This is a genomic window from Ruegeria sp. BG9, from assembly GCF_056538305.1.
The window spans coordinates 398,785-422,682 of sequence record NZ_JBQFSY010000003.1 but is presented as its reverse complement, the minus strand read 5'-3'; the positions used below and the strand labels follow the sequence as shown (position 1 = coordinate 422,682).

Annotated in this window: 23 protein-coding genes; 11 read left to right on the top strand and 12 right to left on the bottom strand. The window is 57.5% G+C overall.

The window, feature by feature from the left end; genetic code table 11:
* Window positions 1-248 precede the first annotated feature (248 nt).
* Both ACR0I8_RS07905 and ACR0I8_RS07900 read right to left on the bottom strand, forming a co-directional pair.
* Window positions 249-1,250, bottom strand: a complete 1,002-nt coding sequence (locus ACR0I8_RS07905) for a molybdopterin-binding protein (RefSeq protein ID WP_170690109.1) — start codon at window positions 1,248-1,250, stop codon at window positions 249-251.
* Complete coding sequence (locus tag ACR0I8_RS07900; RefSeq protein ID WP_170690107.1) at window positions 1,247-2,215, bottom strand: XdhC family protein; 969 nt, start codon at window positions 2,213-2,215, stop codon at window positions 1,247-1,249. Before ACR0I8_RS07900 ends, ACR0I8_RS07905 begins: the two co-directional genes overlap by 4 nt.
* A gap of 225 nt (window positions 2,216-2,440) precedes the next feature.
* Between ACR0I8_RS07900 and ACR0I8_RS07895 the strand changes: the two genes are divergently transcribed.
* Window positions 2,441-2,941 (top strand): hypothetical protein, encoded by a 501-nt coding sequence (locus ACR0I8_RS07895; RefSeq protein WP_170376825.1) that lies wholly within the window; start codon window positions 2,441-2,443, stop codon window positions 2,939-2,941.
* 3 nt (window positions 2,942-2,944) lie between these two features.
* Here ACR0I8_RS07895 and ACR0I8_RS07890 read toward each other — a convergent pair whose 3' ends face one another.
* Window positions 2,945-4,204: a vWA domain-containing protein gene (locus ACR0I8_RS07890; RefSeq protein ID WP_170690105.1), complete on the bottom strand. Its 1,260-nt coding sequence runs from the start codon at window positions 4,202-4,204 to the stop codon at window positions 2,945-2,947.
* A 58-nt stretch (window positions 4,205-4,262) separates the two neighbouring features.
* Window positions 4,263-5,171, bottom strand: a complete 909-nt coding sequence (locus ACR0I8_RS07885; protein ID WP_170483861.1) for an AAA family ATPase — start codon at window positions 5,169-5,171, stop codon at window positions 4,263-4,265.
* A gap of 136 nt (window positions 5,172-5,307) precedes the next feature.
* On the opposite strand from ACR0I8_RS07885, the gene pyrC reads away from it, so the two are divergent.
* Window positions 5,308-6,345, top strand: a complete 1,038-nt coding sequence (gene pyrC, locus ACR0I8_RS07880; protein WP_170690104.1) for a dihydroorotase — start codon at window positions 5,308-5,310, stop codon at window positions 6,343-6,345.
* On the opposite strand, the gene ACR0I8_RS07875 is transcribed toward pyrC, so the two are convergent.
* Both ACR0I8_RS07875 and ACR0I8_RS07870 read right to left on the bottom strand, forming a co-directional pair.
* Window positions 6,342-7,637: an MmgE/PrpD family protein gene (locus ACR0I8_RS07875; RefSeq protein ID WP_170690103.1), complete on the bottom strand. Its 1,296-nt coding sequence runs from the start codon at window positions 7,635-7,637 to the stop codon at window positions 6,342-6,344. The genes pyrC and ACR0I8_RS07875 overlap by 4 nt on opposite strands.
* A 48-nt stretch (window positions 7,638-7,685) precedes the next feature.
* Window positions 7,686-8,132 (bottom strand): type II toxin-antitoxin system RatA family toxin, encoded by a 447-nt coding sequence (locus ACR0I8_RS07870; RefSeq protein WP_170690100.1) that lies wholly within the window; start codon window positions 8,130-8,132, stop codon window positions 7,686-7,688.
* 73 nt (window positions 8,133-8,205) lie between these two features.
* On the opposite strand from ACR0I8_RS07870, the gene hpt reads away from it, so the two are divergent.
* Window positions 8,206-8,742 (top strand): hypoxanthine phosphoribosyltransferase, encoded by a 537-nt coding sequence (gene hpt / locus ACR0I8_RS07865; protein ID WP_170376813.1) that lies wholly within the window; start codon window positions 8,206-8,208, stop codon window positions 8,740-8,742.
* A gap of 8 nt (window positions 8,743-8,750) precedes the next feature.
* Here hpt and ACR0I8_RS07860 read toward each other — a convergent pair whose 3' ends face one another.
* The gene (locus tag ACR0I8_RS07860) at window positions 8,751-9,893 is read right to left on the bottom strand and encodes an amidohydrolase (protein ID WP_170690098.1); all 1,143 of its coding nucleotides are present in this window, start codon (window positions 9,891-9,893) and stop codon (window positions 8,751-8,753) included.
* Window positions 9,890-10,840 (bottom strand): lipoyl synthase, encoded by a 951-nt coding sequence (lipA, locus tag ACR0I8_RS07855; RefSeq protein WP_170551141.1) that lies wholly within the window; start codon window positions 10,838-10,840, stop codon window positions 9,890-9,892. Before lipA ends, ACR0I8_RS07860 begins: the two co-directional genes overlap by 4 nt.
* A 262-nt stretch (window positions 10,841-11,102) precedes the next feature.
* Between lipA and ACR0I8_RS07850 the strand changes: the two genes are divergently transcribed.
* Window positions 11,103-11,651, top strand: coding sequence for a peroxiredoxin (locus tag ACR0I8_RS07850; RefSeq protein ID WP_170376807.1), 549 nt, complete (start codon window positions 11,103-11,105; stop codon window positions 11,649-11,651).
* A 47-nt stretch (window positions 11,652-11,698) separates the two neighbouring features.
* Here the strand turns inward: ACR0I8_RS07850 and ACR0I8_RS07845 are convergent, their stop codons facing one another.
* Together ACR0I8_RS07845 and ACR0I8_RS07840 are read right to left on the bottom strand one after the other, a co-directional pair.
* A complete protein-coding gene (locus ACR0I8_RS07845) occupies window positions 11,699-12,622 on the bottom strand; it encodes a LysR substrate-binding domain-containing protein (protein WP_170690096.1) in 924 nt (307 codons plus the stop codon).
* A 47-nt stretch (window positions 12,623-12,669) separates the two neighbouring features.
* Window positions 12,670-13,752 (bottom strand): DUF6456 domain-containing protein, encoded by a 1,083-nt coding sequence (locus ACR0I8_RS07840; protein ID WP_170690144.1) that lies wholly within the window; start codon window positions 13,750-13,752, stop codon window positions 12,670-12,672.
* A gap of 241 nt (window positions 13,753-13,993) precedes the next feature.
* On the opposite strand from ACR0I8_RS07840, the gene ACR0I8_RS07835 reads away from it, so the two are divergent.
* The gene (locus ACR0I8_RS07835) at window positions 13,994-14,293 is read left to right on the top strand and encodes a DUF6477 family protein (RefSeq protein WP_170690094.1); all 300 of its coding nucleotides are present in this window, start codon (window positions 13,994-13,996) and stop codon (window positions 14,291-14,293) included.
* On the opposite strand, the gene ACR0I8_RS07830 is transcribed toward ACR0I8_RS07835, so the two are convergent.
* Complete coding sequence (locus tag ACR0I8_RS07830) at window positions 14,294-15,838, bottom strand: trimethylamine methyltransferase family protein (protein WP_170690092.1); 1,545 nt, start codon at window positions 15,836-15,838, stop codon at window positions 14,294-14,296. It abuts the gene before it with no gap.
* Window positions 15,839-15,973: 135 nt separating this feature from the next.
* Window positions 15,974-16,678 (bottom strand): MgtC/SapB family protein, encoded by a 705-nt coding sequence (locus ACR0I8_RS07825; RefSeq protein ID WP_480702976.1) that lies wholly within the window; start codon window positions 16,676-16,678, stop codon window positions 15,974-15,976.
* A 165-nt stretch (window positions 16,679-16,843) separates the two neighbouring features.
* On the opposite strand from ACR0I8_RS07825, the gene guaA reads away from it, so the two are divergent.
* The 6 genes from guaA (at window position 16,844) to ACR0I8_RS07795 (ending at window position 23,863) form a co-directional block, all read left to right on the top strand.
* Window positions 16,844-18,403, top strand: coding sequence for a glutamine-hydrolyzing GMP synthase (gene guaA / locus ACR0I8_RS07820; protein ID WP_170690091.1), 1,560 nt, complete (start codon window positions 16,844-16,846; stop codon window positions 18,401-18,403).
* Window positions 18,404-18,477: 74 nt separating this feature from the next.
* A complete protein-coding gene (locus tag ACR0I8_RS07815; RefSeq protein ID WP_170690089.1) occupies window positions 18,478-19,290 on the top strand; it encodes a hypothetical protein in 813 nt (270 codons plus the stop codon).
* A 640-nt stretch (window positions 19,291-19,930) separates the two neighbouring features.
* Window positions 19,931-20,626, top strand: a complete 696-nt coding sequence (locus tag ACR0I8_RS07810; RefSeq protein WP_170690087.1) for an FkbM family methyltransferase — start codon at window positions 19,931-19,933, stop codon at window positions 20,624-20,626.
* 65 nt (window positions 20,627-20,691) lie between these two features.
* On the top strand, window positions 20,692-21,597 hold the full coding sequence (locus ACR0I8_RS07805; protein WP_170690086.1) for a DMT family transporter: 906 nt from the start codon (window positions 20,692-20,694) through the stop codon (window positions 21,595-21,597).
* A gap of 127 nt (window positions 21,598-21,724) precedes the next feature.
* Window positions 21,725-22,861, top strand: a complete 1,137-nt coding sequence (locus tag ACR0I8_RS07800; RefSeq protein ID WP_170376791.1) for a porin family protein — start codon at window positions 21,725-21,727, stop codon at window positions 22,859-22,861.
* Window positions 22,862-22,966: 105 nt separating this feature from the next.
* Complete coding sequence (locus ACR0I8_RS07795; RefSeq protein ID WP_170690084.1) at window positions 22,967-23,863, top strand: DMT family transporter; 897 nt, start codon at window positions 22,967-22,969, stop codon at window positions 23,861-23,863.
* Window positions 23,864-23,898: the final 35 nt, after the last annotated feature.

Genomic DNA, 23,898 nt, shown 5'->3' with positions numbered 1-23,898 from the left:
TCAAAGACAAATGATCCCGCAAAAAACCAGACAATAACGTCCGACCCTCAACTTCACCGCTCACAGACATGCCATTCACAGTCAGCGATATATTTGGCATAAGACCTCCCCTTCTTTAGCTCATTCGCTTGGGGCGAGTTAAACACGGGAGGTCTGACTTGAGAACAGGAATTTGTCGCTTTTTGACACCAGAGGGACGCAAAAGGCCGATGCCATAAACTCATCGGCGCCACCTGTGGGCCTCTGAACTATTTCTTCCGTTGCGCGCGAGGTTGCGGCCGGGTCGGGATTTCCTTGAGCAGACCGCCCACACCCATCGCAGCAATATCAGCACCAGTGGTCTCAACCCCGCAGGCGACCCGCGACAAAACCCAATCGGCGCCATTCAACGCCGGAGAGCGCGCGCATCCTGGCAGGCCGATCACAGGGCGTGTGTTCAGCGCCCCCAGAAACAGCAAATTGCCCGGATCGACCGGCATGCCGAACCGGTCAACATCCCCACCCGCGGCGCGCACGGCGGACGGGGCCACGTCGTTCACATCCGACGTGGCCGAGGCCGTCAGGATCATCAGCACATCGCCTTCGGCACGATCAATGGCCGATGCAAGTTGATCGGTTTTATGCGGGACGATCTGCACATCGCACAGGTCCATGCCCAGAGCTTCGACACGCCCGCGCATGGCCGCGATTCCCTTCTCATTTGGCGGCCCTCCGGCGATGTCCGTTACGATCAATCCCGCGCTGCGATAGACCGGCGCGACAAGGCGCACCGAGGCCTGCGCCAAACCCGCCGCGCGTTCAACATCGGCTTTGGGAACGGCGTAGGAGATCACCTTGATCGTGGCAACCATACCGCCCGCTGTCATCTGCTGATGCTGCGGGACCGTTGCGACGGTGATCATCGGATTGATGCGGTTGAACTGCTCGAGTGCGGCCACATCCAGCACCGCCACGCCCGGCCCCTCGGCCAGAAGGTTCACGCGACCGGTAAACGCCTCGGTCAGGCGCAGGTTGGCGTCGGTGGGATCGGGGACCAGAGCCCGGGCCAGCATTTCGGCGGCCTCGTCCTCATGACAGTCACCGGGTTCAAGACGGGCGGCGATGACCTCGTCAAACCCCGCGCTGGACAATTGCGAGACATGCTCAGCGGTCAGCATAAGCCCCTTGCGCAGCTTTTGGTCTGAGACTTTGACGGAATGCGCGAGAATGGCTCCGGCGGCTTCGGTCACGGGCACAGGGCCGAATTTCATGCCTTACCTCGCAAAACCGCCGTCATCTGGGCCAGGATGGCCACTGCAATTTCGGAGGGACCTGCGGCACCGATATCGAGGCCGATCGGCCCGTGAATGCGCGCGATCTGAGCTTCGGTAAACCCCGCCTCGGTCATCCGCTCAACCCTTTTGGCATGGGTGCGGGTCGACCCAAGGGCGCCAATGTAGAACACATCCGCATCCAACGCGGCCTGCAGGGCCGGGTCATCCAGTTTCGGATCATGGGTCAACAGGACAATGGCCGTGCGCTGATCCAAACCCAGCTTGGCAACCGCTTCATCCGGCCAATCGGTCAACAGGGTCTCTCCCGGAAAGCGGCTGTCTGAGGCAAATGCCTCACGCGGGTCGATGATGGCCGGGTCGTATCCCGCAATCCGCGCCATCGGCACCAATGCCTGCGCGATGTGAACCGCACCGACGATGATCAATCGTAAAGGTGGGTTGTGAACGGCGACGAAGGTCTTGCCGTCTTCCTCGAACCCAGACCGATCCATACGCAACCGATCCGCGTAAGCATTGCGGCGCAAGGCCCTGTATCCGCTGTCTGTATTCACTTCATAGGCCAGCGGTTCACGGCGCGCACGGGCGGCTACCAGCTCGGCCAGCATCGGCTCAGGCAGGACAGAGCCGACCGGCTCGACCAAAACCCGGATGGTGCCGCCGCAGGCCAGACCGACGGCAAATGCGTCTTCGTCGCTGACACCGAATTCAAGCAGGCGCGCCTCACCCTCATCAATTGCTTCAATGGCTTCGACGATCACCGCACCTTCGACGCAACCGCCCGAGACCGACCCTTCGATTCGCCCGTCCCCACCAATCACCAGCTGAGACCCCACACGGCGCGGTGCGCTGCCCCAGGTTTCGACAACAGTGGCCAGCGCGGCACCGCGACCACTGCGATGCCATTCCAAAGCGCGTTCCGGGCTGCTGTCGAATCGATCCATCGAATCCTCCTGGCTTGTTGCAAACCAACATAGGCAGCCTTGGACCAATGAAAAGCGAACGTTAGTCGGAGACGCCGGTCAATTCGCCATTATGTGGGCAGTAAAAGGCCGATTTGATATTCACACTCTCAAAGGATTGATTGCGAATACCCCACGTCTTAAGTTGAAACCGTGCCTGAATTTGGATTGGGCGCTCTCAATAAATTTCTCAACGGAGACGAAGAGTTGAAACGCATTCTTACACTGGGAACGGCGCTCGGCCTGTTGGCCTCGACCGCTGCATGGGCTGATACATTCGAACGCTACGGTGAAGTTGAAGGCTGGAAAGTCTTCATCGACAATGAAAAGAAATCCTGTCTGATTGAGGCCGTGGATGACGCGGAAAATGTTGTTCAGATGGGCCTGACCGAGGATCGCGGTGTGGGCTACGTTGGCGTTTTCACCAAGGCGGAAACCAATATCAAACGCGGTGAAAAAGAAGCCGTGGCAATCCTGCTGGGTGATAATCTGTATGTGGGTGAAGCCACGGGCATGAAGGGCAACATCACCAAGGGTTATTCCGGAGGCTATGTCTTATCCGACGACCCACAATTTGCGGATGATCTGGCCAAGAAGCAGGTCATGATCGTCTTCCCCGAAAAGGAATTTGCGTTCACCGTTGATCTAACCGGAACTTACAAGGCCATGGAGATGGCCCGTGAGTGCAACGAAAAGCAGCTGGGTTAAGTCTTAGCCGGAAAGCGCGGACATGAGCCGCGCTTTCTCTCCAACATCGTCCTGAGCAGAGATGACCGTGGCGAGGTCTTCGAGCGATGCAATCGAATGGCCTGCGCGGAAACTGTCGACATGGGGCAGCATGGCAGTCACGCCCTGCGCTTTGGGGGCGAACCCATCCCAACGCAGCAGCGGGTTCAGCCAGATCAGACGCCGGGCCGAAAGATGCAGGCGCTCGGTTTCTTTCGCCAGGGCCTCGGGCGCGCCGCGATCCAGCCCGTCCGAGATCAGCAGAACCACCGCACCCTGCCCCATGACGCGCCGCGACCAGTCCCGGTTGAAGGCGTGCAAGCAGTCTCCGATCCGCGTGCCCCCTTCCCAATCCTGCGCCTCGGCCCCGGCGGCAGCTAAGGCGGCATCTACATCGCGCTGGTGCAGGTGACGGGTGATATTGGTCAGTTGGGTGCCGAAGGTGAAGGCATAGACCTTGGCCCAGCCAGCCCCCTTGGCGTTCGAGACCGTGTGCAGAAAATGCAGGATCAGGCGGCTATACTGGCTCATCGAGCCGGAGATATCGCAGAGCACGACCAGATTGGGCCAACGCGGCCGGGGTTTTTGTTTCGCGATATCGTGCAGCTCTCCGCCCTGACGCATAGCGGCGCGCAGGGTTCTCGCCCGGTCGATCCGGTGGCCGATATGGCTGGCCTGGCTGCGGCGGCTTTCGATCGGTTTCACCGGCAGGCTGAGGCGCGACAGGAGGCGCTTGGCCTGAGCGATCTCATCGGTACTCATCTGTTCGAAATCCAGACTGCGCAGACGTTCCTCGGATGAGGCGGTTTGCGAGGCGTCGATCTCGAGCTCCGTCTCGCCCTCTTGCTCCTCGGAGGTTTCAGGCTGATCGCGCTCCACCCCGTCAAGCAGCGCCTCAGCCGCGCGTTTTTCCCCGGCGTCCGCTTTACGTTCTTCCTGCACGCCACGAATGGCGGGCAGCATCATGGACATCATGTGTTCCAGATATCTTGGGTCGCGCCAATAGAGGCGAAAGACCTGCGCGAAGACTTTGCGATGTTCGGGGCGGTTCACGAAACAGGCGTGTAAGGTCCAGTAGAAATCCTGCTTTTCAGTGAAGCCTGCGGCCTCAACCGCCCGAATGGCATCCACCACGCGACCGGTGCCGATCGGCAGCCCGGCTTTTCGAAGGGCGCGGGCGAAATGTGTGATGTTCTGCGCCAGCTTCGGGTTTTCGGGAATGTCGAGCGGGATCTGTTCGGCCATCAGCGCTCATGGGGGCTCTGCCCCCATACCCCCGAGGTATTTTCAAACAGAAGAAACATCAGGCCGGTTCTAAATCGGCCTTGGCTTCGTCAAGAATGCGTTTGGCCTCGGACCCTTGCAGTTTCTGGATGTCGTCCTGGTATTTGAGAATCGCGCCGAGGGTGTCTCCGATCACTTCGGGGCTGAGGTTGATGACATCCAGCGCCAGCAGGCATTTGGCCCAGTCGATGGTTTCGGCCACGCCGGGCTTCTTGAACAGGTCTTCGGTTCGCAAACGCTGCACGAAGGCCACGACCTCGCGGCTAAGCGATTGGGCCGCTTCGGGCGCGCGCGCGTTCAGGATTTCAATCTCCCGGTCGAAATCCGGGTAGTCGACCCAGTGGTAAAGGCAGCGGCGTTTAAGGGCATCATGCACCTCACGCGTGCGGTTTGAGGTGACGATCACAACCGGCGGTTCGGGGGCTTTGACGGTACCGAGTTCCGGGATCGTGACCTGAAAATCGCTAAGCGCTTCCAGCAAGAAGGCCTCGAATGGTTCATCGGTGCGGTCAAGCTCGTCGATCAGCAGCACCGGCGCGCCGTTTTCATCGGGCCTCATGGCTTGTAGCAATGGGCGTTCGACGAGATAGTCATCCGAGAACAGCTCGGTCTGCAGGGCTGAACGGTCTGCGCCACCCGCAGCTTCGGCGGTTCGGATGGCGACCATCTGCGCGGGAAAGTTCCATTCATAGACGGCCGAGGATGCGTCCAGCCCTTCGTAGCATTGCAGGCGGATCAGGCGGCGACCAAGCCCTGCGGCCAGTGCCTTGGCGATCTCGGTCTTGCCGACACCGGCCTCGCCTTCCAGAAACAGCGGCCGGCCGAGTTTCAGCGACAGGAAGACGACCGTTGCCAGCGCACGGCCGCAAACATAGCCCTGTGCGCTCAGCATTGTTTGAACCGCGTCTATGGAATCTGGCTGTGTCATGTGCTGAATTCTCCCTTGCCACAAAAGGTCATGGCCGCGCCTGTGCGTCAAGGCCATCACCCGTTTCTGAGCTACGACGTTCGAACGAGTTGACAAGGGCTTTTCCGACGGCGGCCTCTGTGTTAGCGGAGGCCTCATGACCGATAGCATCACGATCCGCCGACCCGACGATTGGCATCTGCACCTGCGCGATGGCGCGATGTTGCAGGCCGTCCTGCCCGAAACCGCCCGCCATTTTGGCCGTGCGATCATCATGCCCAATCTGGTGCCCCCGGTGGTGACCGGCGCGCACGCCGCCGCCTATCGCGAACGTATCATGGCTGCGCTGCCCGAAGGGATGACGTTCGAGCCGCTGATGACTCTGTATCTGACCGAAGATACGGATCCAGATGACCTCGCCGCTGCGCATACAAGCGGGTTGGTCAAGGCAGTGAAGCTCTACCCAGCAGGTGCAACGACCAATTCGCATTCGGGCGTACGGAATTTCGACAATGTGCGTCCGGTGCTGGAGAAAATGGCCGAGATCGGCCTGCCTCTGTGTGTTCATGGCGAGGTCACCGATGCCGAGATCGACATTTTCGACCGTGAGGCTGTGTTCATCGACCGCATTCTTGATCCGATCCGGAGGGCAACCCCCGGCCTGCGCGTTGTGATGGAGCATATTACGACCCGCGACGGGGTTCAGTATGTTGCCGCCAACGAGGCCGATCTGGGCGCAACGATCACCGCGCATCACCTCATCATCAACCGCAACCACATTCTGGTGGGCGGGATCAAACCGCATTACTACTGCCTGCCCGTCGCCAAACGTGAAGAGCATCGGTTGGAACTGTTGAAGGCCGCGACCTCGGGTGATCCGCGTTACTTCCTTGGCACGGACAGCGCGCCGCATACGGATGACAACAAGGAAATGGCCTGTGGCTGTGCGGGATGTTTCACGGCAACAAACACCATGTCCTTAGTAGCCGAGATGTTCGACCGCGAAGGTGCCCTAGACAAGTTGGAAGGGTTCGTGTCGTTGAATGGTCCGGCCTTCTATCGCCTGCCGGTGAACGAAAGTTCGATCACGTTGACCAAGGGTGACCCGGTCGAATACCCGTCGAAGATCGAAAGTGGCGACGGCCCCGTCACCGTATTCGACCCCGGCTTCCCCCTGCACTGGCGCGTGGTTTAACCCGCCAGTTTTGCAGCCAGATCGCGGGCGCGACCTCCGGTGCGCAGCATCGACCAGATCGCGTCTGCCTCGTCCCCTCCAATCAGTTTCGACGCTTTGGCTCGGACACGGTCTTCCCGATCAGCCAGAGACATCGGAGCCATCAGATCATGGGTAACCTCGCGTCGCACGCCGTCGCGCCGCAGCAGCTCCAGATGGGCCTGGGTTTCGGTCATTGTTTCATCCGCCTCGACCGTGATGCGGTCTCGAAAAGAGCGAATGCGAGGATCAGCGCAGACCTTTTCGGTGTAACTGCTTGGCAAAGCGGTGTCGTAGCCGAGCGCCTGCATGGCGATCACCGTGCGATAGGAAAACTTCGCCCCCAGCCCTGTGGTCGGAGACATCTGATTGCAGACACTCATCCAGCGCGGATGGGTTTTGACCTTGATTTCAGCCACTTCAGGTTCGGCAATATCAAGACGCAGAGCAGCCTCAAGCGCGGCGTGCAAACCGTGGCAGCACGCGTGGAACTTGTGGCTGACCGATTCGAACAGCCACTCCTCCCCCAACCCATCCAGCGCTGCTGATGTATCCGCCGCGCCCTGGTGGGTTGCACCAAAGCCGTACTGGCCTTCTAGCGCACTCGCATTGGGCTCAAAGCCCCGTTTAATCAGCAACACGGCCTCGATCCCGGCTGATGCGGCCAATCCTGCATTGTAGGGTTTGCCCATGGTGCCGAACTGCGCTTTCAGACCGGCCGCGCGCGTGGCCGTCAAGCCCAGAACTCGTTGCATCAGGTCAGTGTTGAACCCAAGCACCCGACCCGCTGCAACCGCCGCCCCAAAGGCCCCCGCAGTCGCCGTTTGGTGAAACCCGGCCTGATAGTGGTCTCGGCCGAGCCAGAGGCCGATACGGATCGAAACCTCCATCCCGATCAGGGCCGCCTCCAACAGATCAACGAGGATACGGTCATCCCATTCTGAAACCGCCAAGGCCGCAGGAAGGATGGCAACGGACGGATGTCCGATATGGGCGAAATGGGTGTCGTCATAGTCCAGCGCGTGAGACACCGTTCCATTGACCAGCGCCGCCGCGCGCAAGGGCGCTGCCCCGCCGCCGAAAAGATGGGCCTGCGCTGCTCCGCCCTCCTCCTGCACCATGTCCCGAACGGCGACCGACACGGGCTCGGACACACCGGCACGGCCCACGGCGATCCAGTCGAGAACGGACAGAGACGTAATGGCCCGCGCCTGCGCGGTTGTGTTGACGGGGCTGGCGGCAAAACTCGCAAGCGTTGAGGTGAATCCAGACATAGCGCGCAGTCTAGCGCGCGCCGGTCGTTGGTAAAGCCTTAGCTGTAATTAGCTGTAAAGCTCGGCTGCACGCGCCTCGAACGCGCGCACGATGCGCTGCATGGCCTCGTTGAAGACAACACCAATGATCCCTTGCAGGATGGCGTTCTTGAACTCGAAATCCACGTGGAAGGAGACGTTGCACCCACCTTCGAGGGCGTCTTCAAACTGCCAGTCCGATTTCATGTATTTGAACGGGCCGTCCAGATACTCGGTGTCTATCTTCTTTTGACCGGCAAACAAGGTCACCCGACTGCCAAACCGTTCGCGAAACACCTTGAACGAGATCACCAGATCCGCCTCCATCACCTCAGCTTCGCCAGCAGCATAGGTCTTGCGGATACGCGCGGCGGCGCACCAAGGCAGAAATTTGGGATAGCTCGCCACGTCAGCAACGAGATCATACATCTGCTGGGCCGTGTAAGGCAGGTGACGCGTTTCCGAATGGATAGGCATGGCAATCCGGCATTAGAAGGTGACAATGGCGCGTCATGTCGTATGTTGCGCGCCAAAGATCAAGGGGGCTGCGATGACTGACCGCGCTTATGTGATAGATGAGATGATCTCGGCCAAGGCAATTGCAGCCAGAATCGAAGAGCTTTGCCGCGAAATTACCGAAGAATTCGGCAACACCGACAAGCTGGTCGTCGTTGGCCTGCTGCGTGGCTCTTTCGTGTTCATCGCTGATCTGGTCCGCGAGTTGGACCTGCCGATCGAGGTGGATTTCTTGGAGGCATCCTCTTACGGAGACGCGATGGAGAGCAGCCGAGAAGTACGCATTCTCAAGGACTTACGGGGCGCGATTGAAGGTCGCGATGTGCTGGTTGTCGAAGATATCGTCGATACGGGCCACACGCTGAACCACGTCACCAACCTGCTGCGCAGTCGCAAGCCGAAACGGCTAAAGTCGATTGCCCTGCTGGACAAACCCAGCCGGCGCGAGGTTGATTTTCGTTCGGATTGGATCGGGTTCGAAATCCCTGACGAGTTCGTCGTGGGCTACGGAATCGACTACGCGCAGCGCAATCGCAACCTGCCGTTCATCGGCAAGGTTCGGTTTACCTGAACACGTCCTCAGCCCAGCACCTGCCGGATCGCCGCCAGAAAGACGCCTGTGCCAACTGGAATCAGCGCGTCTGGGAAATCGTAATCAGGATTGTGAAGCTGGGGGTGGTCTTGCCCTGCTCCTAACCAGAACATCGCCGACTTTGCGCCTTTGCCGAACTGGCCAAAATCTTCCGAAAACCTTTGCGGCTCATCGGTCAACTTGCATGGAACGGCTTGATCCGCACAGGCCTCGGCCAGAATAGTCACCGCCTCAGCGTCGTTGATGCAGGCCTCGAAGACATCCTCATAGGTGATCTCGGCACTCAGGTTCTCGGACTTGGCGACCTGCTGAACCAAGGCTTCAGCATCGGCAACGAGCTTTGCCATCCGGTCGTCAGACACGGTGCGCAATGTCACCCAAAGCTCAGCCTGACCGGGGGCGACGCCAAAGGTCTGTTCTCCAAGGCTGGCATGCGTGATCGTGGTCAGCGCATAATCGGCGTTCAGGGCGCCCGCCGTGCCAAGCCGTGTGAGTTCCGGGATCAATACGGACAAAGCGCCCGCCGGAGAAACCCCGTCCTGCGGCGCAGCGGCATGAGAGGTCTTACCGGTCAATGCAATCCGCATACCGCGAGAGGCGCAGTTGGTTGGACCCTGACACAGCTCAACCTCGCCCAGTTCCAGCCCCGGTAAGTTATGGAGAGAAAGCACGTAATCCGGCGCAAGTTGCGCGAATTGGGCATCGTCGCGGAACGCCTTGGCCCCCTCCCCGGTTTCTTCAGCGGGTTGGAAAATCAGAACCACCCGTCCGCGCGTCGGGCGCTGTTCCTGCAACTCAAGCGCCACGCCGAGAACCATCGACATATGGCCGTCATGCCCGCACAGATGCCCATTACCCGGCACGGTCGAGATATACGGCAGTTCCGAGAGTTCCTTGATCGGCAACCCATCCAGCTCGCACCGAATGGCGACGGTGGGACCGGTTGTGCCGCTGTCGAAGACCGCCGCAACTCCGTGCCCGCCGAGGTCGGTCACCACGGTATCCGCTCCTGCGCGTCGCAGCTCATCCGCAATGCGCGCGGCGGTTTCACGCTCCTGCCCAGAAAGTTCGGGATGTTGATGCAAACTATGGCGCAGCGCTGTCAGCTGCGCCAATCTTTCAGGCGTCACGCTTGACCCAGCTTCGCCTGCCGAGCCGCACGCAAACGGGCGAAATCATCCCCCGCGTGGTAAGACGAACGCGTCAGCGGTGTAGCCGAGACCATCAGGAAGCCCTTGCCATAGGCCGCTTTTTCATAGGAGGCGAACTCTTCAGGCGTCACGAAACGGTCCACCGCGTGGTGCTTGGGCGTCGGTTGCAGATATTGACCAATGGTCAGGAAATCTATGTCCGCAGCGCGCATGTCATCCATGACCTGACCGACTTGCTGCTTGTCCTCACCCAGACCGACCATGATGCCGGATTTGGTGAAGATCGACGGGTCCAGTTCCTTCACTCGCTGCAACAGGCGCAGCGAATGGAAATACCGCGCGCCGGGGCGCACCTCGGGATAGAGGCCCGGTACGGTTTCGAGGTTGTGGTTGAACACATCCGGCTTGGCCTCAACCACGGTCTCAAGCACTTCGGGCTCACATTTCAGGAAATCGGGCGTCAGAATCTCGATCGTGGTCTTGGGCGAGCGGTGGCGGACGGCGCGAATGGTCTGTGCGAAATGATCTGCTCCCCCATCTTTCAAATCGTCCCGGTCAACCGAGGTGATCACGACGTGGTTCAGACCCAATTTTTGCACCGCATGCGCCACACGACCCGGCTCAAACGCGTCCAGCGAGTCCGGACGTCCCGTGGCGATGTTGCAGAAGGTACACCCGCGGGTACAAATCTCGCCCATGATCATCATGGTGGCGTGACCCTGGCTCCAGCACTCACCCACATTGGGGCATCCGGCCTCTTCGCAAACCGTCACCAGATTGTTTTCACGCATGATCTTATGCGTCTCGGCATAGCCCTTGCCGCCTGGCGCCTTGACCCTGATCCATTTCGGCTTCTTAGGCTGGGCATTGTCCGGGCGATGCGCCTTTTCGGGGTGACGTTGTTCTGGGATTTTCAGATCGCGCACGGGCAGTTTTCCTAACTTTGGGTCAACTTTGTGTACCCATAACATAAAACACTCACGCCTGTTACACCAGCGACGCATAGCCGCTATGCACATATCTCGCGAGCGTCAAATTAGTTTAACCTTAAACTATATTTTTCACACGAAAAATCAATAAGTAAGTCAATCAAACCTATCTTGCAGATGCAGCATTTCATGGATTGAAGGCAGTTTAGAACTGATTTAAATCGTCGAAACGTCACAACTGAATCACAGGGACTTGAACATGAAGACCGGAGCAAAACTGCCCGATGTGACCTTCCACACGCGCGTCCGCGACGAGGCCGTCGAAGGCCCCAACCCGTTCCGCTGGGAAGACAAGACAACTGCCGATTTTTTCGCTGGCAAACGGGTGATCCTGTTCTCGCTGCCCGGCGCTTTCACCCCCACATGTTCGACCTACCAGCTGCCCGGATTTGAAAACGGTTACGCCGATTTCACCGCCAAGGGTATCGACGAGATCTACTGCATGTCCGTCAATGACAGCTTTGTCATGAACAAATGGGCTCAGGATCAAGGCCTTAAAAACGTCAAGGTCATCCCTGATGGTTCGGGTGAGTTCACCCGCAAGATGGGCATGCTGGTCGACAAGGACAACCTGGGCTTTGGCATGCGCTCGTGGCGTTATGCGGCCATCATCAATGACGGCGTTGTCGAAGCATGGTTCGAAGAGCCCGGCCTGATGGACAACTGCCCCGAAGACCCATATGGCGTGTCCTCGCCCGAGACTCTGATCCAGCATCTGGAAGCTGCCGCCGAACCCGCGTTGGCGTAAATCCGGTGCTTACGCGCTTATTTCAGGCCCGCTTCTAGCGGGCCTTTTCATATCCGCGTGGCCGAAACGATCTGCTCCCCCACGTCCCGGATTACCTGAGCCAAACGATCCACCCAACCGTCATCCGTTGTTGATGCACGCCGGACAAGCCCCACCGTGCGTGCCGGTTGCGGGGCACCGAAACGCAAGAGCTTCATGCCCGGTACCGCCTCTGATTCCGATTTCGCGGCGAGTTCGGGCATCAGCGTCAGGCCGAACCCCTCTGCAACCAGCCGGGAAAGCGTCGCAAGCGAGGAGGCCCCCATGTTGATCTGCCCACTGCCCCGATCCTGCCCGCAGACCTCAAGCGCTTGATCCGTCAGGCAATGGCCATCCTCCAACAACATTAACTGCGCCGATTGCAAATCCAGAGGGCGCAGCATCTCGGGGCTGGTGTTCACACGTTGAAGCCGAGCGGCGCTGCCTGCCAGCAGGAAGTGATCCTGGAATAACGGCGTTTCGTGGAATTCCGAGCCGCCCGCCGGCAGGGCTAGAACCGCAGCGTCGATCTCACCTTCGCGGAGCAAAGACAGCAACCGTTCGGTCCTCGCTTCGCGGATCTGCACGCGCAGCGAGACATCTTCGGCGCGTAGACCACCCAGAACGCCGGGCAGAAGGTACGGTGCAATTGTCGGGATGATCCCGATCGACAGCGACCGATGGCCGCCAGAGTGATCCCGCGCGAACTGGTCCAGCCGCACAGCTGCCCCCAGAACCTGACGCGCATGTTCCAGAACGTCTCGCCCCAGCGGCGTCAGCAGGATATCACGCGCCTGACGCTCGAACAGTACACCGCCCAGTGTTTCTTCAAGCGATTTGATCTGAACGGACAGCGCAGGTTGCGAAACGTTGCAGACCTGCGCAGCGCGGCCGAAATTGCGTTGCTCGGCCACGGCTTGAAAGTACTGCAACTGTTTGAGTGTGAAATTCATAGCCCTTGATTATCACTAAGAGCTAAAACCACAAGGGAGACTTATACCTAGCCAATCATACGATCTTGACCCGAGAGATCCTCATAGTGTCGTTTCAAGCGCTGTAACGCGATGCGCAGAACGATCTTTCCCGAGCGGGCGGACCAGCCCATGCGTTTTTCGGCCAGTTCCAGCCCCTCAAGATAGCAACAACAGCGCAGCGCTACATCACTGAGTCCCGGCCCAAGGTCCGACAACGCGCGCGCCACACGGTCTTTCGCGTCCGAGGCCCCTCGCCCGCCGTGAGATTCACTGTCGAAATTGCCGCGCCCTCCTCCTGTCAGAAAGCGATCCCAGTTCTGCGCAACCTGCGGGCCGATCTGAGCCAACTCAAAGTCTTCACGCAGACGTTCCCCGGCACGGACAAGCGTTTCATCGAGAAAGGGTTTGCCGTCCCGGTCCCGCCGCCGCGCCAACGCGATCAACGGGCTTTCCGTAGCACTGTAGCGCACGCGTCGGGAGCGTTCCGGTGCGTCTCCACTTAACTTCGGCTGGAACGCCGCCTGTGCCTCGGCCATGCCGAATTCGTTGCGCGACCGGGCCTTGTTTTCCGCCTCGGCCACCAACCTGTTGAGCGCCGCGCGCCCTGATGTCGAGATCCGGTACCGCGAAATACGGCCCGGATTGTCGCAGGAAATCCAGTCCTGCAAGGCAAGCGCCTGTGCGATCTTGCAATCAACAACGGCCGTCCTTGCGGTCCCGGCCTCACCGGTGTCACGCACGACCACGGCCTTGTCCATATCCTCGGCGACCGCCAGAACCGATCCCGACTCACACAGGCGTCGCAACACGCGCAGCGCTTCGCCCTCGAACGAGCCATCCTCTTGGTCGTCATGACGACTTATGCCTAACCGGCGCGTCCGATCCGACACCGAGAAATGCGTCTCGGCTAGCGATTGCAAGGCCGCATCGACTAAGGGATCATCGCGGCGCATTTCGACCCGTCGGATTTGTCTGAGAATGGTAGAGGCATGGCACCCGGCCGATCTTGCGATATCCCGGATCGACTGACCGGTTTCCGTGTGCGCAAGGTAACGCTGTGCCCCCTCGGGAACCCACGCCGGAATAGAGAATGCCACGTTGTTTTCCATATTCATTTGCCCTCGTCGACAAAACAGACTGCCACTTTTGCCCCCCGAAATTAAAGTTAACCAAATCTAACTAGAGGTGGTTTCGTTACTCGTTCGTTAACCCCGGAGCGCAGCAACCAGATTTGATTCAAAAAGATAAACAGTCGTGAAACCAACGTTCGGGGCGACCCGTAAGGGCGCAACACCCGCTTAGGTTGTGTGACAAACAGGGCGTCGATTTTCCGAACAAGAGGCACCTGAAATGCAAGACCTGATGACCATGATCACGACCCTGCGCCGCCCTCGACTATTGGCGCGCGCTGCAAAATTCGGGGCGCAGGATTACAACCGTGATCGGCATCTTCAGCGCATCCTGGGCTATGGTCGACTGCCGGGGAACGGGGCCGCTCTGATGCGGCTTATGGATATGGAAAGAGAGCAAAATACGCTTCGAAAAGAAGAGGATGCCGCCTATTCTCTGGTCAGGCATCTTGATCTTCTGATTGCGCTTTTGGGTGAGGCGCAGCTGTACCAAGCCAGCCGCGCCACACAGTTCGAGTGATCAGGTAAATGCGTCCGGCATCGAGGCTTTCTTGTCTGCGATATAAGCCTCGAGCGCCTCTTTGGTTGCCGGGTCCATCTGCGGCTGCTGGTAGTTGGCCAGCAGATGCTCGACCCGGGCCGAGGCCAGCTGACGCGTATCGCGTGAACCTTCATCCTGCCAGGTCTCGAACGGTTTGTAGTCCAGCACCTCGGTTTTCCAGAAGGCTTCCTTGAAGTTGGCCTGCGTGTGCTCGCAGCCAAGATAGTGACCGCCCGGTCCCACTTCGCGGATCGCACCCATCGCCTGTGCGTTCTCGTCATAGGCGACACCTTTGGCCAGACCGTGCAGAACACCAAGTTGATCGGCATCCATCACGAACTTCTCAAAGTCTGCAACCAGACCGCCTTCGAGCCAGCCGCACGAGTGCAGCATGAAGTTCACGCCCGACATCAGACCCATGTTCAGAGAGTTCGCGGTCTCATATGCCGCCTGCGCGTCCGGCAGTTTCGAACCACAGAACGACCCCGCGGAGCGGTAAGGCAGGTTCAGCCGACGTGCCAGCTGACCCGCACCATAGGTGATATGCGCGGCCTCGGGTGTACCAAAGGTCGGCGCGCCCGAGTTCATGTCAATCGAAGTCACAAACGCACCAAAGATCACGGGTGCACCTGGACGGATGATTTGGCTATAGGCGATACCCGCCAGAACCTCGGCCAGAACCTGCGTCAGCGTCCCTGCAACCGACACCGGCGCCATCGCACCACCGACAATGAAGGGCGAGACGATACAAGCCTGATTGTTCTTCGCGTAAACCTCTAGCGACCCCATCATCACATCGTCAAAGGTCATCGGTGAGTTGATGTTGGTCAGCGAGGTCATCACGGTGTTGTTCTGAACGAAGTCCTTGCCGAACAGAATCTCGCACATCTCGACCGAATCCTGCGCGCGGCTGGGGTCGGTCACGGATCCCATGAAGGGTTTGTCCGAAAGGCTCATGTGCGCCATCAGCATATCGAGGTGGCGTTTGTTCACCGGAATATCGGTCGGTTCGCAAACGGTACCGCCCGAGTGGTGCAGCCACTTGGACATATAGGCCAGTTTCACGAACTTGTTGAAGTCATCCATGGTCGCATAACGACGACCACCCTGCGCATCACGCACGAAAGGAGGGCCGTATACAGGCGCTAAAACCATGTTGCGGCCGCCGATCACAACAGATTTCTCGGGGTTGCGGGCGTGCTGAGTGAACTGGCTTGGGGCCGTTTTGATCAGCTGCCGCGCCAGACCACGCGGGATGCGCACGCGTTCGCCATCAACATCTGCACCTGCATTGCGCCAACGCTCCAGCGCGGCGGGATTGTCGACAAAGTTGACTCCAACCTCTTCCAGAATCGTTTCCGCGTTGTACTCGATGATCTCCAACGCTTCCTCGTTGAGGACCTCAAAGTTCGGAATGTTCCGCTCAATGTACTTTGCGGTGTCGATCCGAACCGCAGTGCGTTCTGCCCGGCGGGCGGCTCCGCCACCACCGCGACCTCGACGACGTGCTGATGCTTCAGCCATTTTTCCTCACCATACTTTGGATGTGTTGATTGGGGTTCTATCTAGCCCGCCAACACTCGCTACTATTGGAAGATAACGGCTATTGGCACATAAAAGCGACATCAAGCCGCGACGAGACCCTTTAAAACAAAGGTTTCAGGTCTCGTTCGCATCTTCCCACTCAACACTCAGAATCCCCGGCTCAAGAATAAGGGGCGCCGCGATCTTGTGTTGCACGTTTTCGGGATGATCTTCGGTGGAAACGAGAATTTCCAGTGTTTGCAAACCTTTGTCGTCTGCATCCCCCTTTTGAAACCCGACAATGCGCACCCCATTTTGCGCCAAAGCCTGTAGTGCCGCCGTGCGAACCTCTGCCTGCGCATCTGCCGCACACTGCACGAGGATGCGGAACTCTTGCGTCAAGGGAACCCCGGCACGTGTCGTTTTTTTCAACCATTTCACCAAAGGCCGAAGCCCCAGATTCACAAAAATGACGAAACCCGTCATCATGATCGCAAAGATCCAAGCCCCACTGCCGGCCATCATCCCCACAGCCGCCGAACACCACAAGGTCGCCGCCGTGTTCAGACCATGAATGGTGAACCCGTGCCGAAAGATGATGCCTGCCCCAAGAAACCCAATCCCCGAAACGACCTGCGCGGCCACGCGTGTCGGACTTACCTCATCCGGATAAAGCGCCGAGAACACCACAAAAGCTGCGGCGCTCAGGGCTACCAGCGCATTGGTGCGCAAACCTGCCATACGTTGGCGTACTTGACGCTCGGACCCGATCAACGCCCCGCAGAACATGGCCAATGCCAGATTCAAAGCGGCAAGTTCAACAGCTATCGGCAAACGCATCTCTCCTTTTCGGGGTGTCTGCATGACGCAGACGGAAAGATCGTCATATTTTTGTTACAAAACTTTTACAATAGCCGAAGCGTAGTTTCCCAGAAATGCGGGTATCTGCCCTTCAGCAAAGACCTTTCTCTTGCGAATTCGTCACGCTTGGCCTATGGCCCGCACATGAGTGATACATTCCACGACCGCCTTCTGATCATCGACTTCGGCAGCCAGGTTACGCAGCTGATTGCACGCCGTCTGCGCGAGCTGAATGTCTATTGCGAAATCCACCCTTACCAAAACGTCACCATGGAATTTGTGCGCGAAATGGCGCCCAAAGCGGTGATTTTTTCGGGCGGGCCGGACAGTGTCACGCGTGAAGGTTCTCCGCGCGCGCCGCAAGAGATTTTTGACTATGGTATTCCGATCCTGGGCATTTGTTATGGCCAGCAGGTGATGATGCACCAGTTGGGCGGCAAGGTCGAAAGCGGCCACGGCACCGCCGAATTCGGACGCGCCTTTGTCACTCCGAAAGGACAGTTGGACATTCTGAACGATTGGTTCACCGAGGGCGATGAACAAGTCTGGATGAGCCACGGCGACCATGTCAGCGAAATCGCTCCGGGGTTTGAGGTCTTTGGCACCTCGCCCAACGCGCCCTATGCGATCACCGCCGACACCAACCGCCATTTCTATGCGGTACAGTTCCACCCCGAGGTTCACCATACCCCCAAGGGCGCGAAGCTGTATGAAAACTTCGTCAAACTGGCCGGGTTCAGCGGTGACTGGACGATGGGTGCCTACCGCGAACAGATGATCGAACAGATCCGCGCGCAGGTTGGCGACAAAAAGGTCATCTGCGGTCTGTCCGGCGGCGTCGATAGCTCGGTCGCGGCGATCCTGATCCATGAGGCGATTGGCGATCAGTTGACCTGTGTGTTCGTCGACCACGGGCTGCTGCGCAAGAACGAGGCCCAAGAAGTCGTCGGCATGTTCCGCGACAACTATAACATCCAACTGATCCACGCGGATGAAAGCGAGTTGTTCCTTGGTGAGTTGGACGGCCAGTCCGACCCCGAGACCAAGCGCAAGATCATCGGCAAGCTGTTCATCGACGTATTCCAGAAACACGCCGACACCATCGACGGCGCCGAGTTCCTGGCCCAAGGCACGCTCTACCCTGACGTCATCGAGTCCGTCTCTTTCAGCGGAGGTCCTTCGGTCACAATCAAGTCGCACCATAATGTTGGTGGCTTGCCTGAGAAGATGGGCCTGAAGCTGGTCGAACCTCTACGTGAGCTATTCAAGGATGAGGTCCGCGCGCTGGGTCGCGAACTGGGCCTGCCTGACAGCTTCATCGGCCGCCACCCCTTCCCCGGACCGGGCCTCGCCATTCGCTGCCCAGGTGAGATCACCCGCGAGAAGCTCGAAATCCTGCGCGAAGCCGATGCAGTCTACATCGACCAGATTCGCAAACACGGGCTCTATGATGAAATCTGGCAGGCCTTTGTTGCGATTCTCCCCGTCCGCACCGTCGGAGTCATGGGCGATGGCCGGACCTATGACTACGCCTGCGCACTGCGTGCCGTGACGTCAGTTGATGGCATGACCGCCGACTATTACCCCTTCAGTCACGAGTTCCTGGGCGAAACCGCCACACGGATCATAAATGAGGTCAAGGGCATCAACCGATGCACCTATGACATCACCTCCAAACCTCCGGGAACGATTGAGTGGGAATGAGACAAAGGCAACATAAGCGTGACCTGCCTAAGTTGCGCGCACCCGGCCCATTGCTGAATTTTAACGATTTTGTCATGCCGCAAAATGAGATTACTTACATCGGTCGTAATGATGGTCTGGGTAACCGGTTGGAAGAGGTTATTGTCCTTTGCGCCTACGCCAAACGCACGGAAACCAAAATCAGGTATCTGTTCAACAATCTGAACGCGCGCGATGACCGGCGCTATCCTCTTCTGTTTTCTGTTGCCAGTCCGTTTTTGACTTTGCACACGGCGACCCGGTCCAACGTTTTCCTGGCCAAGGCAAAAGACAAAATCGGGTACCAGAAATGTTTCGGGGTCAAAGATCTTTCCGCATTTGGTCAGGAAGCAGACTCTGAATCGCTCCGCCAAAGTGCCCAGGGAATAGCGCCGCTGTTTGACCTGCCGGCAAGAACCGATGAACATTTGTCAGCGATCCATATTCGCGGGACCGATCGGATCGATCCCAAGGGGGGGCCGCATTTTCTGAAGTCCCGTGAACAGCTTGAGATCAACCTCGAAAAAGCCATCGCATACAGAAAGACGATGCAAGGCGGGGAAACGCGCGTTTTTTCGGAGGAACCTGCGCTGGTCAAACGCGTAACCGAAAGTCTGTCGCAAACAGCTCCTGTTCTACAAGGAGACCGGCACTCTGCTGTTCCAGATGATTTTCTGGATCTGTTTTCCCTGGCGCAGAGTGATGAAATCATCATGGCCGGTGCCCCGAGTTCCTTTTGCCTCGTCGCAGCGATGATCGGGAACGCGCCACTCTATTATGTTTACCTCCCACCGGACCTTATGGATCGCTTTCCGGCAAGCTATCATGCAATAGGCACGGACCGCGCCACGAAGCAGCTTGAACACTGATAGCATGGCAGATCCGTCAGAAATGATCGCGCACGTAGGTTTCGAAGTTCTGACCGTTTCGTGGATTTAGTGGTATCTTTGGGCCATGAGTTTATAACGGGATCCAGCCAACAGGATTGCCCGTTTAGAACGGCCAATCAGTCAAACGTGAGTTAGATATACGAAGAATTGCGAACTCACCCCACCTAAGCCCCGGGCAATGCCCTAGACAAAAAGGTATACCGGTCGCCGAAATGACGCAGACCCAACGGCCGACGATAAAGGTGGCGCGTTGGGTGGTCGGCGCGATCGCGTCTTACTCATCTATTTCGGTAGCCGGGCCAAAGCTGACCATGTATCGTACATTAACCTTTCGATATCGTGATCTACCGCATTTTTGGCGCAGTCATCGTGGGTCTAGTACAGATAGCGACACAAAAGTGGCGTCAGTCGAAGAACGGCCAGTGAACCCTGCACGCAACACGCAACAGTTTCCATTTCTTCGGTCAAAATCCCTGGTTCTACACGGAAAGGTTGGCCCTCTGGCGCAGGTCTTCGTGCTTGAATTCACTCAGCCGAAATGCTCTGAGCTCTATTGTAGTTCAGCGACAAAAGTTCTCTCTTCCCCCTTTAGGGATACTAAACAAGGAAATACATAGCTATGAGAATTTCTGACCTGATAAGCCGCAAGCGAAAAAAGAAAATCGATTCCAAGTATTTTGGCCTCAATAGCCTCGATCAAAAAATCGAACCCTACGTTGATTTTGACAACGGGTTCTATGTCGAACTTGGCGCCAACGACGGAGTGAACCAATCCAATACACTCTACTTCGAGAAGGAACGGAACTGGCGTGGGGTGCTGATCGAGCCATCTCCACACAATTTCTTGAAATGCCTTAAGAGTCGCGGCGAAAACAACCAAGTTCATTGTAACGCCTGCGTAGAGTTCGGGTTCCCTGACAAGTTTGTCGAAATGGCCTATGCGAATTTGATGACTGTTCCCGTAGGAATGGAATTGGACCTGCCTGATCCAAACGCGCACCTCCTAGCGGCGCAACAACATATGAGAGAAACGGAACGCACCTTTACCTTTGGCGCCGCGGCCAAACCTCTCAATGATATTTTGGTTGATTCGAATGCTCCTTCTCGTATCAATTTTCTTTCACTCGATGTTGAAGGAGCGGAACTCAGTGTATTGAAAGGTCTGGATCACAACCAGTTTCGGTTTGACTACATGCTGATCGAGTGCAGGGACTATGACCGCATGGCCAGCTACCTTGAATCCGTAGGATATAAATTTGAAGCCTTACTTTCACAGCACGACTATCTCTTTAAAGATGAACGGAAAAACACTTAAGTCTGCGTAGAAACAAATGTTCTGCTGCAACAGAGATTAAATATCGCGAGATTGTCCATCGTAAAATGAAACAACGCGCAGGCTCTTCACTTTCTGCCGCTCTGTGGATGACCGGCGCTATTGCCTCGTTCTCCTCAATGGCCGTCGCCGGTCGAGAGTTGAGCCTGCATCACGATACTTTCGAGATCATGATGTATCGCAGTTTTGTCGGCGTGATCATCGTAGCGCTAGTACTAACTGCGACCCGCAAATGGCATCAGATCACAACCGAGCGTCTTGGTTTGCACGCCCTACGCAACACGTTCCATTTCACTGGCCAAAACCTCTGGTTCTACGCGGTCGGAGTGGCTCCTCTGGCGCAGGTCTTTGCGCTTGAGTTCACCCAGCCGATCTGGGTAATCCTGCTCTCTCCGCTGCTGTTAAAAGAGCGCCTGACCGCTATCCGCATGACATCGGCACTGATCGCGTTTGCTGGGGTTCTGATGGTGACAAGACCCGGAACCTCAAGCCTGTCTCCGGGCATTCTCATGGCTGCTGGAAGCGCGATTTTCTTCGCGTTTACAACAATCACGACGAAACAACTCACCCGATATGCCAGTATCGGATGTATCGTGTTCTGGCTAACCGTGATGCAGGCTGTTCTTGGCACGATTGCCGCAGGGATAGACCAGCAAATCGCCTTGCCAACGCTACAGACGGCACCCTTTTTGTTGCTGGTTGGTCTGGCCGGTCTTCTTGCGCATTTCTGTATCACAAACGCGCTTGCAATCGCCCCCGCGACCGTGGTGGTGCCGTTCGACTTTGCCCGCCTGCCGACAATCGCAGTTGTCGGTATGCTTCTTTATCATGAACCACTGGATCACTGGACGCTGCTCGGAGCAGCCGTGATCTTTTCAGGTATCTTTCTGAATGTTTGGTCCGAAAATCGTAACAGTTTAGCAACAGTTCGTGCCGACACTCATAAGAAGTAACGCACGGTCACTAGTTGACGATAAAATAGACACCGAGACAGTATCGGGCATTCAAATCGAGCGGGTCGGCATCCGTACACTCACACGATGCCATACAGGCCTTCAAGGGACAGTAAGGGAGGAATACATGAGAAAGGCGCTACTATCAGCGTGCGCGCTTTGCGTGGGGGCAACGGCTGGCCACGCTGGCGGCCTGGACCGAAGCGGTCAGGGCATCAACCTGATTTTCGAAGAAGGGTCGGTTGTGCAGTTCCGCCTCGGGTATACAGATCCGAGCGTCAGCGGTACGTTACTTGACGCTAACCCCGCCAGCCCCACAAACGGGCAGGTTATTAACTCTGGAAACGTCTCCAACGACTTCTTCACGCCACATCTTGGCTACAAGACGTCTTTGACTGAAAAGATCGACTTTGCGATCATGTATGACCAGCCCTATGGCGCTGACATCGCATATGCTTCCAACTACCCACTTTCGATCAATCCGGCATCGCCCACAACCACCGGCTCTTTGCGCGCAACGGCTGATACCGATGCAATCACCGCCTTGTTCCGCTACAAGTTCGACAACGGGTTCAGTGCTCTTGGGGGCGTTCGAGCCCAACGCGTGAAAGCCAGCGTAGATGTGCCGGCCGCGTTGGGGTATTCAGTTGAAACGGATGCTGATACGGCCTTTGGCTACGTGCTCGGTGTTGCGTGGGAAAAACCAGAAATTGCCGCTCGCGTCTCGCTGACATACAACTCGAAGATCTCGCACGATCTGTCGCAAACAGAGAGCGGCACTCTATTTGGATCGGTCGATACCAGCAGCGAAATCGAAACGCCGCAGTCGGTGAACTTGGATTTCCAAACCGGCGTAGCACCGAAAACGCTGCTATTCGGCTCGATCAGATGGGTTGATTGGCCGCAATTGGAGTACGATCCGCCAAACTATCCGCCGACCACTGCACTGGTTAGCTATGGCAATGCCACCTACACTTACACTCTGGGTTTGGGATACCAGTTCTCTGAAGAGTTTTCAGGCGCTGTGACGTTAGGCTATGAAACCGACGAAGGAGAACCGGTGACCAACCTGGGTCCCACAGACGGTTTCTGGAGCATCGGTCTTGGCGGCACCTACTCTCTGGAAAAAGCCAAAATCTCGGCGGGCGTTCGCTACACCGATATTGGTGACGCAACGGCTGACGGTGGGTTTGGTCAAACAGCTGACTTCTCTGGCAACAGCGCTTGGAGTGTCGGTTTCCAGATCACCTACGCACTGGACTAATCAACCCCAGACAAAAACCAATCAGACCCCGCCGTTTCGGTGGGGTCTTTTTGTTTCCGCATCTTTCGGGTCGCCGCATGAACTCAAAGCTGCCACAACCTGTTCATGGAACAGCAAAAACACCTATCCCCCCGCGCATGGGCTGAGCTTTCGCTGCTGGGTATCATCTGGGGCGCGTCATTTGTTTCGATCCGCATTGCGCTGGACACGATACCTGTGATGACCTCGGTCCTGCATCGAACATTCTGGGCAATGCTGGCTTTGTGGTTGGTGGTTTGGATCAGGGGTCTAAGCGTCCCGAGTTCACCTCGCCTCTGGTTGGGTTTTCTGGTCATGGGACTGCTCAACAACGTGATTCCGTTTTCGCTGATGGCGTGGGGGCAGTTGTATATTGACTCCGGCCTCACGGCGATTCTGAACGCGGCGACGGCTATCTTTGGCGTTCTCGTTGCTGCACTCTTCTTTTCCGACGAGAGGTTGACACCACCGCGCCTTCTCGGCGCTGGACTGGGCTTTTTTGGCGTCTCAATCGCGATCGGGGTCGGCAACCTAACGGACTTCAGTCTGCAAAGCACTGCTCAACTTGCCATCCTCGCGGGCACTATCTCCTACGCTTTTGCCGGCGTTTGGGCGCGCAAACACCTAAGCTCTCTGCCCCCAATCGTCGCCGCCGCCGGGATGCTGACCGGCTCGACCCTCTTCATGATCCCGATTGCCCTTATGACTGACGGCATCCCAAGTCTCAGCCTACCTGCGGTCACATGGGTGGCAATCGCGTATTATTCCCTGATCGCGACGGCGGGTGCATATCTTCTCTACTACCGGGTTCTTGCAATGGCGGGCAGTGGCAATCTGTTACTCGTGACCCTCATCATCCCACCTGTCGCGATCGTTTTGGGCGCCTTGCTGCGCGACGAGGCACTGGATCCGCGCGCCTATATTGGCTTTGCCGTGCTGGCTGCGGGGCTATTGATCCTCAACCGAGCCGTCCCTCGCGATTGACGCCGCCGCCTGCCCGATTTAGCAAAGGCAAAAAC

Excerpts from the sequence above, each read along its gene's own strand:
- ACR0I8_RS07905 (WP_170690109.1), bottom strand. The coding sequence starts at position 1,250 with ATGAAATTCGGCCCTGTGCCCGTGACCGAAGCCGCCGGAGCCATTCTC.
- ACR0I8_RS07900 (WP_170690107.1), bottom strand. The coding sequence starts at position 2,215 with ATGGATCGATTCGACAGCAGCCCGGAACGCGCTTTGGAATGGCATCGC.
- ACR0I8_RS07890 (WP_170690105.1), bottom strand. The coding sequence starts at position 4,204 with ATGGCCGAACAGATCCCGCTCGACATTCCCGAAAACCCGAAGCTGGCG.
- ACR0I8_RS07885 (WP_170483861.1), bottom strand. The coding sequence starts at position 5,171 with ATGACACAGCCAGATTCCATAGACGCGGTTCAAACAATGCTGAGCGCA.
- pyrC (WP_170690104.1), top strand. The coding sequence starts at position 5,308 with ATGACCGATAGCATCACGATCCGCCGACCCGACGATTGGCATCTGCAC.
- ACR0I8_RS07875 (WP_170690103.1), bottom strand. The coding sequence starts at position 7,637 with ATGTCTGGATTCACCTCAACGCTTGCGAGTTTTGCCGCCAGCCCCGTC.
- ACR0I8_RS07870 (WP_170690100.1), bottom strand. The coding sequence starts at position 8,132 with ATGCCTATCCATTCGGAAACGCGTCACCTGCCTTACACGGCCCAGCAG.
- hpt (WP_170376813.1), top strand. The coding sequence starts at position 8,206 with ATGACTGACCGCGCTTATGTGATAGATGAGATGATCTCGGCCAAGGCA.
- ACR0I8_RS07850 (WP_170376807.1), top strand. The coding sequence starts at position 11,103 with ATGAAGACCGGAGCAAAACTGCCCGATGTGACCTTCCACACGCGCGTC.
- ACR0I8_RS07845 (WP_170690096.1), bottom strand. The coding sequence starts at position 12,622 with ATGAATTTCACACTCAAACAGTTGCAGTACTTTCAAGCCGTGGCCGAG.
- ACR0I8_RS07840 (WP_170690144.1), bottom strand. The coding sequence starts at position 13,752 with ATGGAAAACAACGTGGCATTCTCTATTCCGGCGTGGGTTCCCGAGGGG.
- ACR0I8_RS07835 (WP_170690094.1), top strand. The coding sequence starts at position 13,994 with ATGCAAGACCTGATGACCATGATCACGACCCTGCGCCGCCCTCGACTA.
- ACR0I8_RS07830 (WP_170690092.1), bottom strand. The coding sequence starts at position 15,838 with ATGGCTGAAGCATCAGCACGTCGTCGAGGTCGCGGTGGTGGCGGAGCC.
- ACR0I8_RS07825 (WP_480702976.1), bottom strand. The coding sequence starts at position 16,678 with ATGCGTTTGCCGATAGCTGTTGAACTTGCCGCTTTGAATCTGGCATTG.
- guaA (WP_170690091.1), top strand. The coding sequence starts at position 16,844 with ATGAGTGATACATTCCACGACCGCCTTCTGATCATCGACTTCGGCAGC.
- ACR0I8_RS07815 (WP_170690089.1), top strand. The coding sequence starts at position 18,478 with ATGCCGCAAAATGAGATTACTTACATCGGTCGTAATGATGGTCTGGGT.
- ACR0I8_RS07810 (WP_170690087.1), top strand. The coding sequence starts at position 19,931 with ATGAGAATTTCTGACCTGATAAGCCGCAAGCGAAAAAAGAAAATCGAT.
- ACR0I8_RS07805 (WP_170690086.1), top strand. The coding sequence starts at position 20,692 with ATGAAACAACGCGCAGGCTCTTCACTTTCTGCCGCTCTGTGGATGACC.
- ACR0I8_RS07800 (WP_170376791.1), top strand. The coding sequence starts at position 21,725 with ATGAGAAAGGCGCTACTATCAGCGTGCGCGCTTTGCGTGGGGGCAACG.
- ACR0I8_RS07795 (WP_170690084.1), top strand. The coding sequence starts at position 22,967 with ATGGAACAGCAAAAACACCTATCCCCCCGCGCATGGGCTGAGCTTTCG.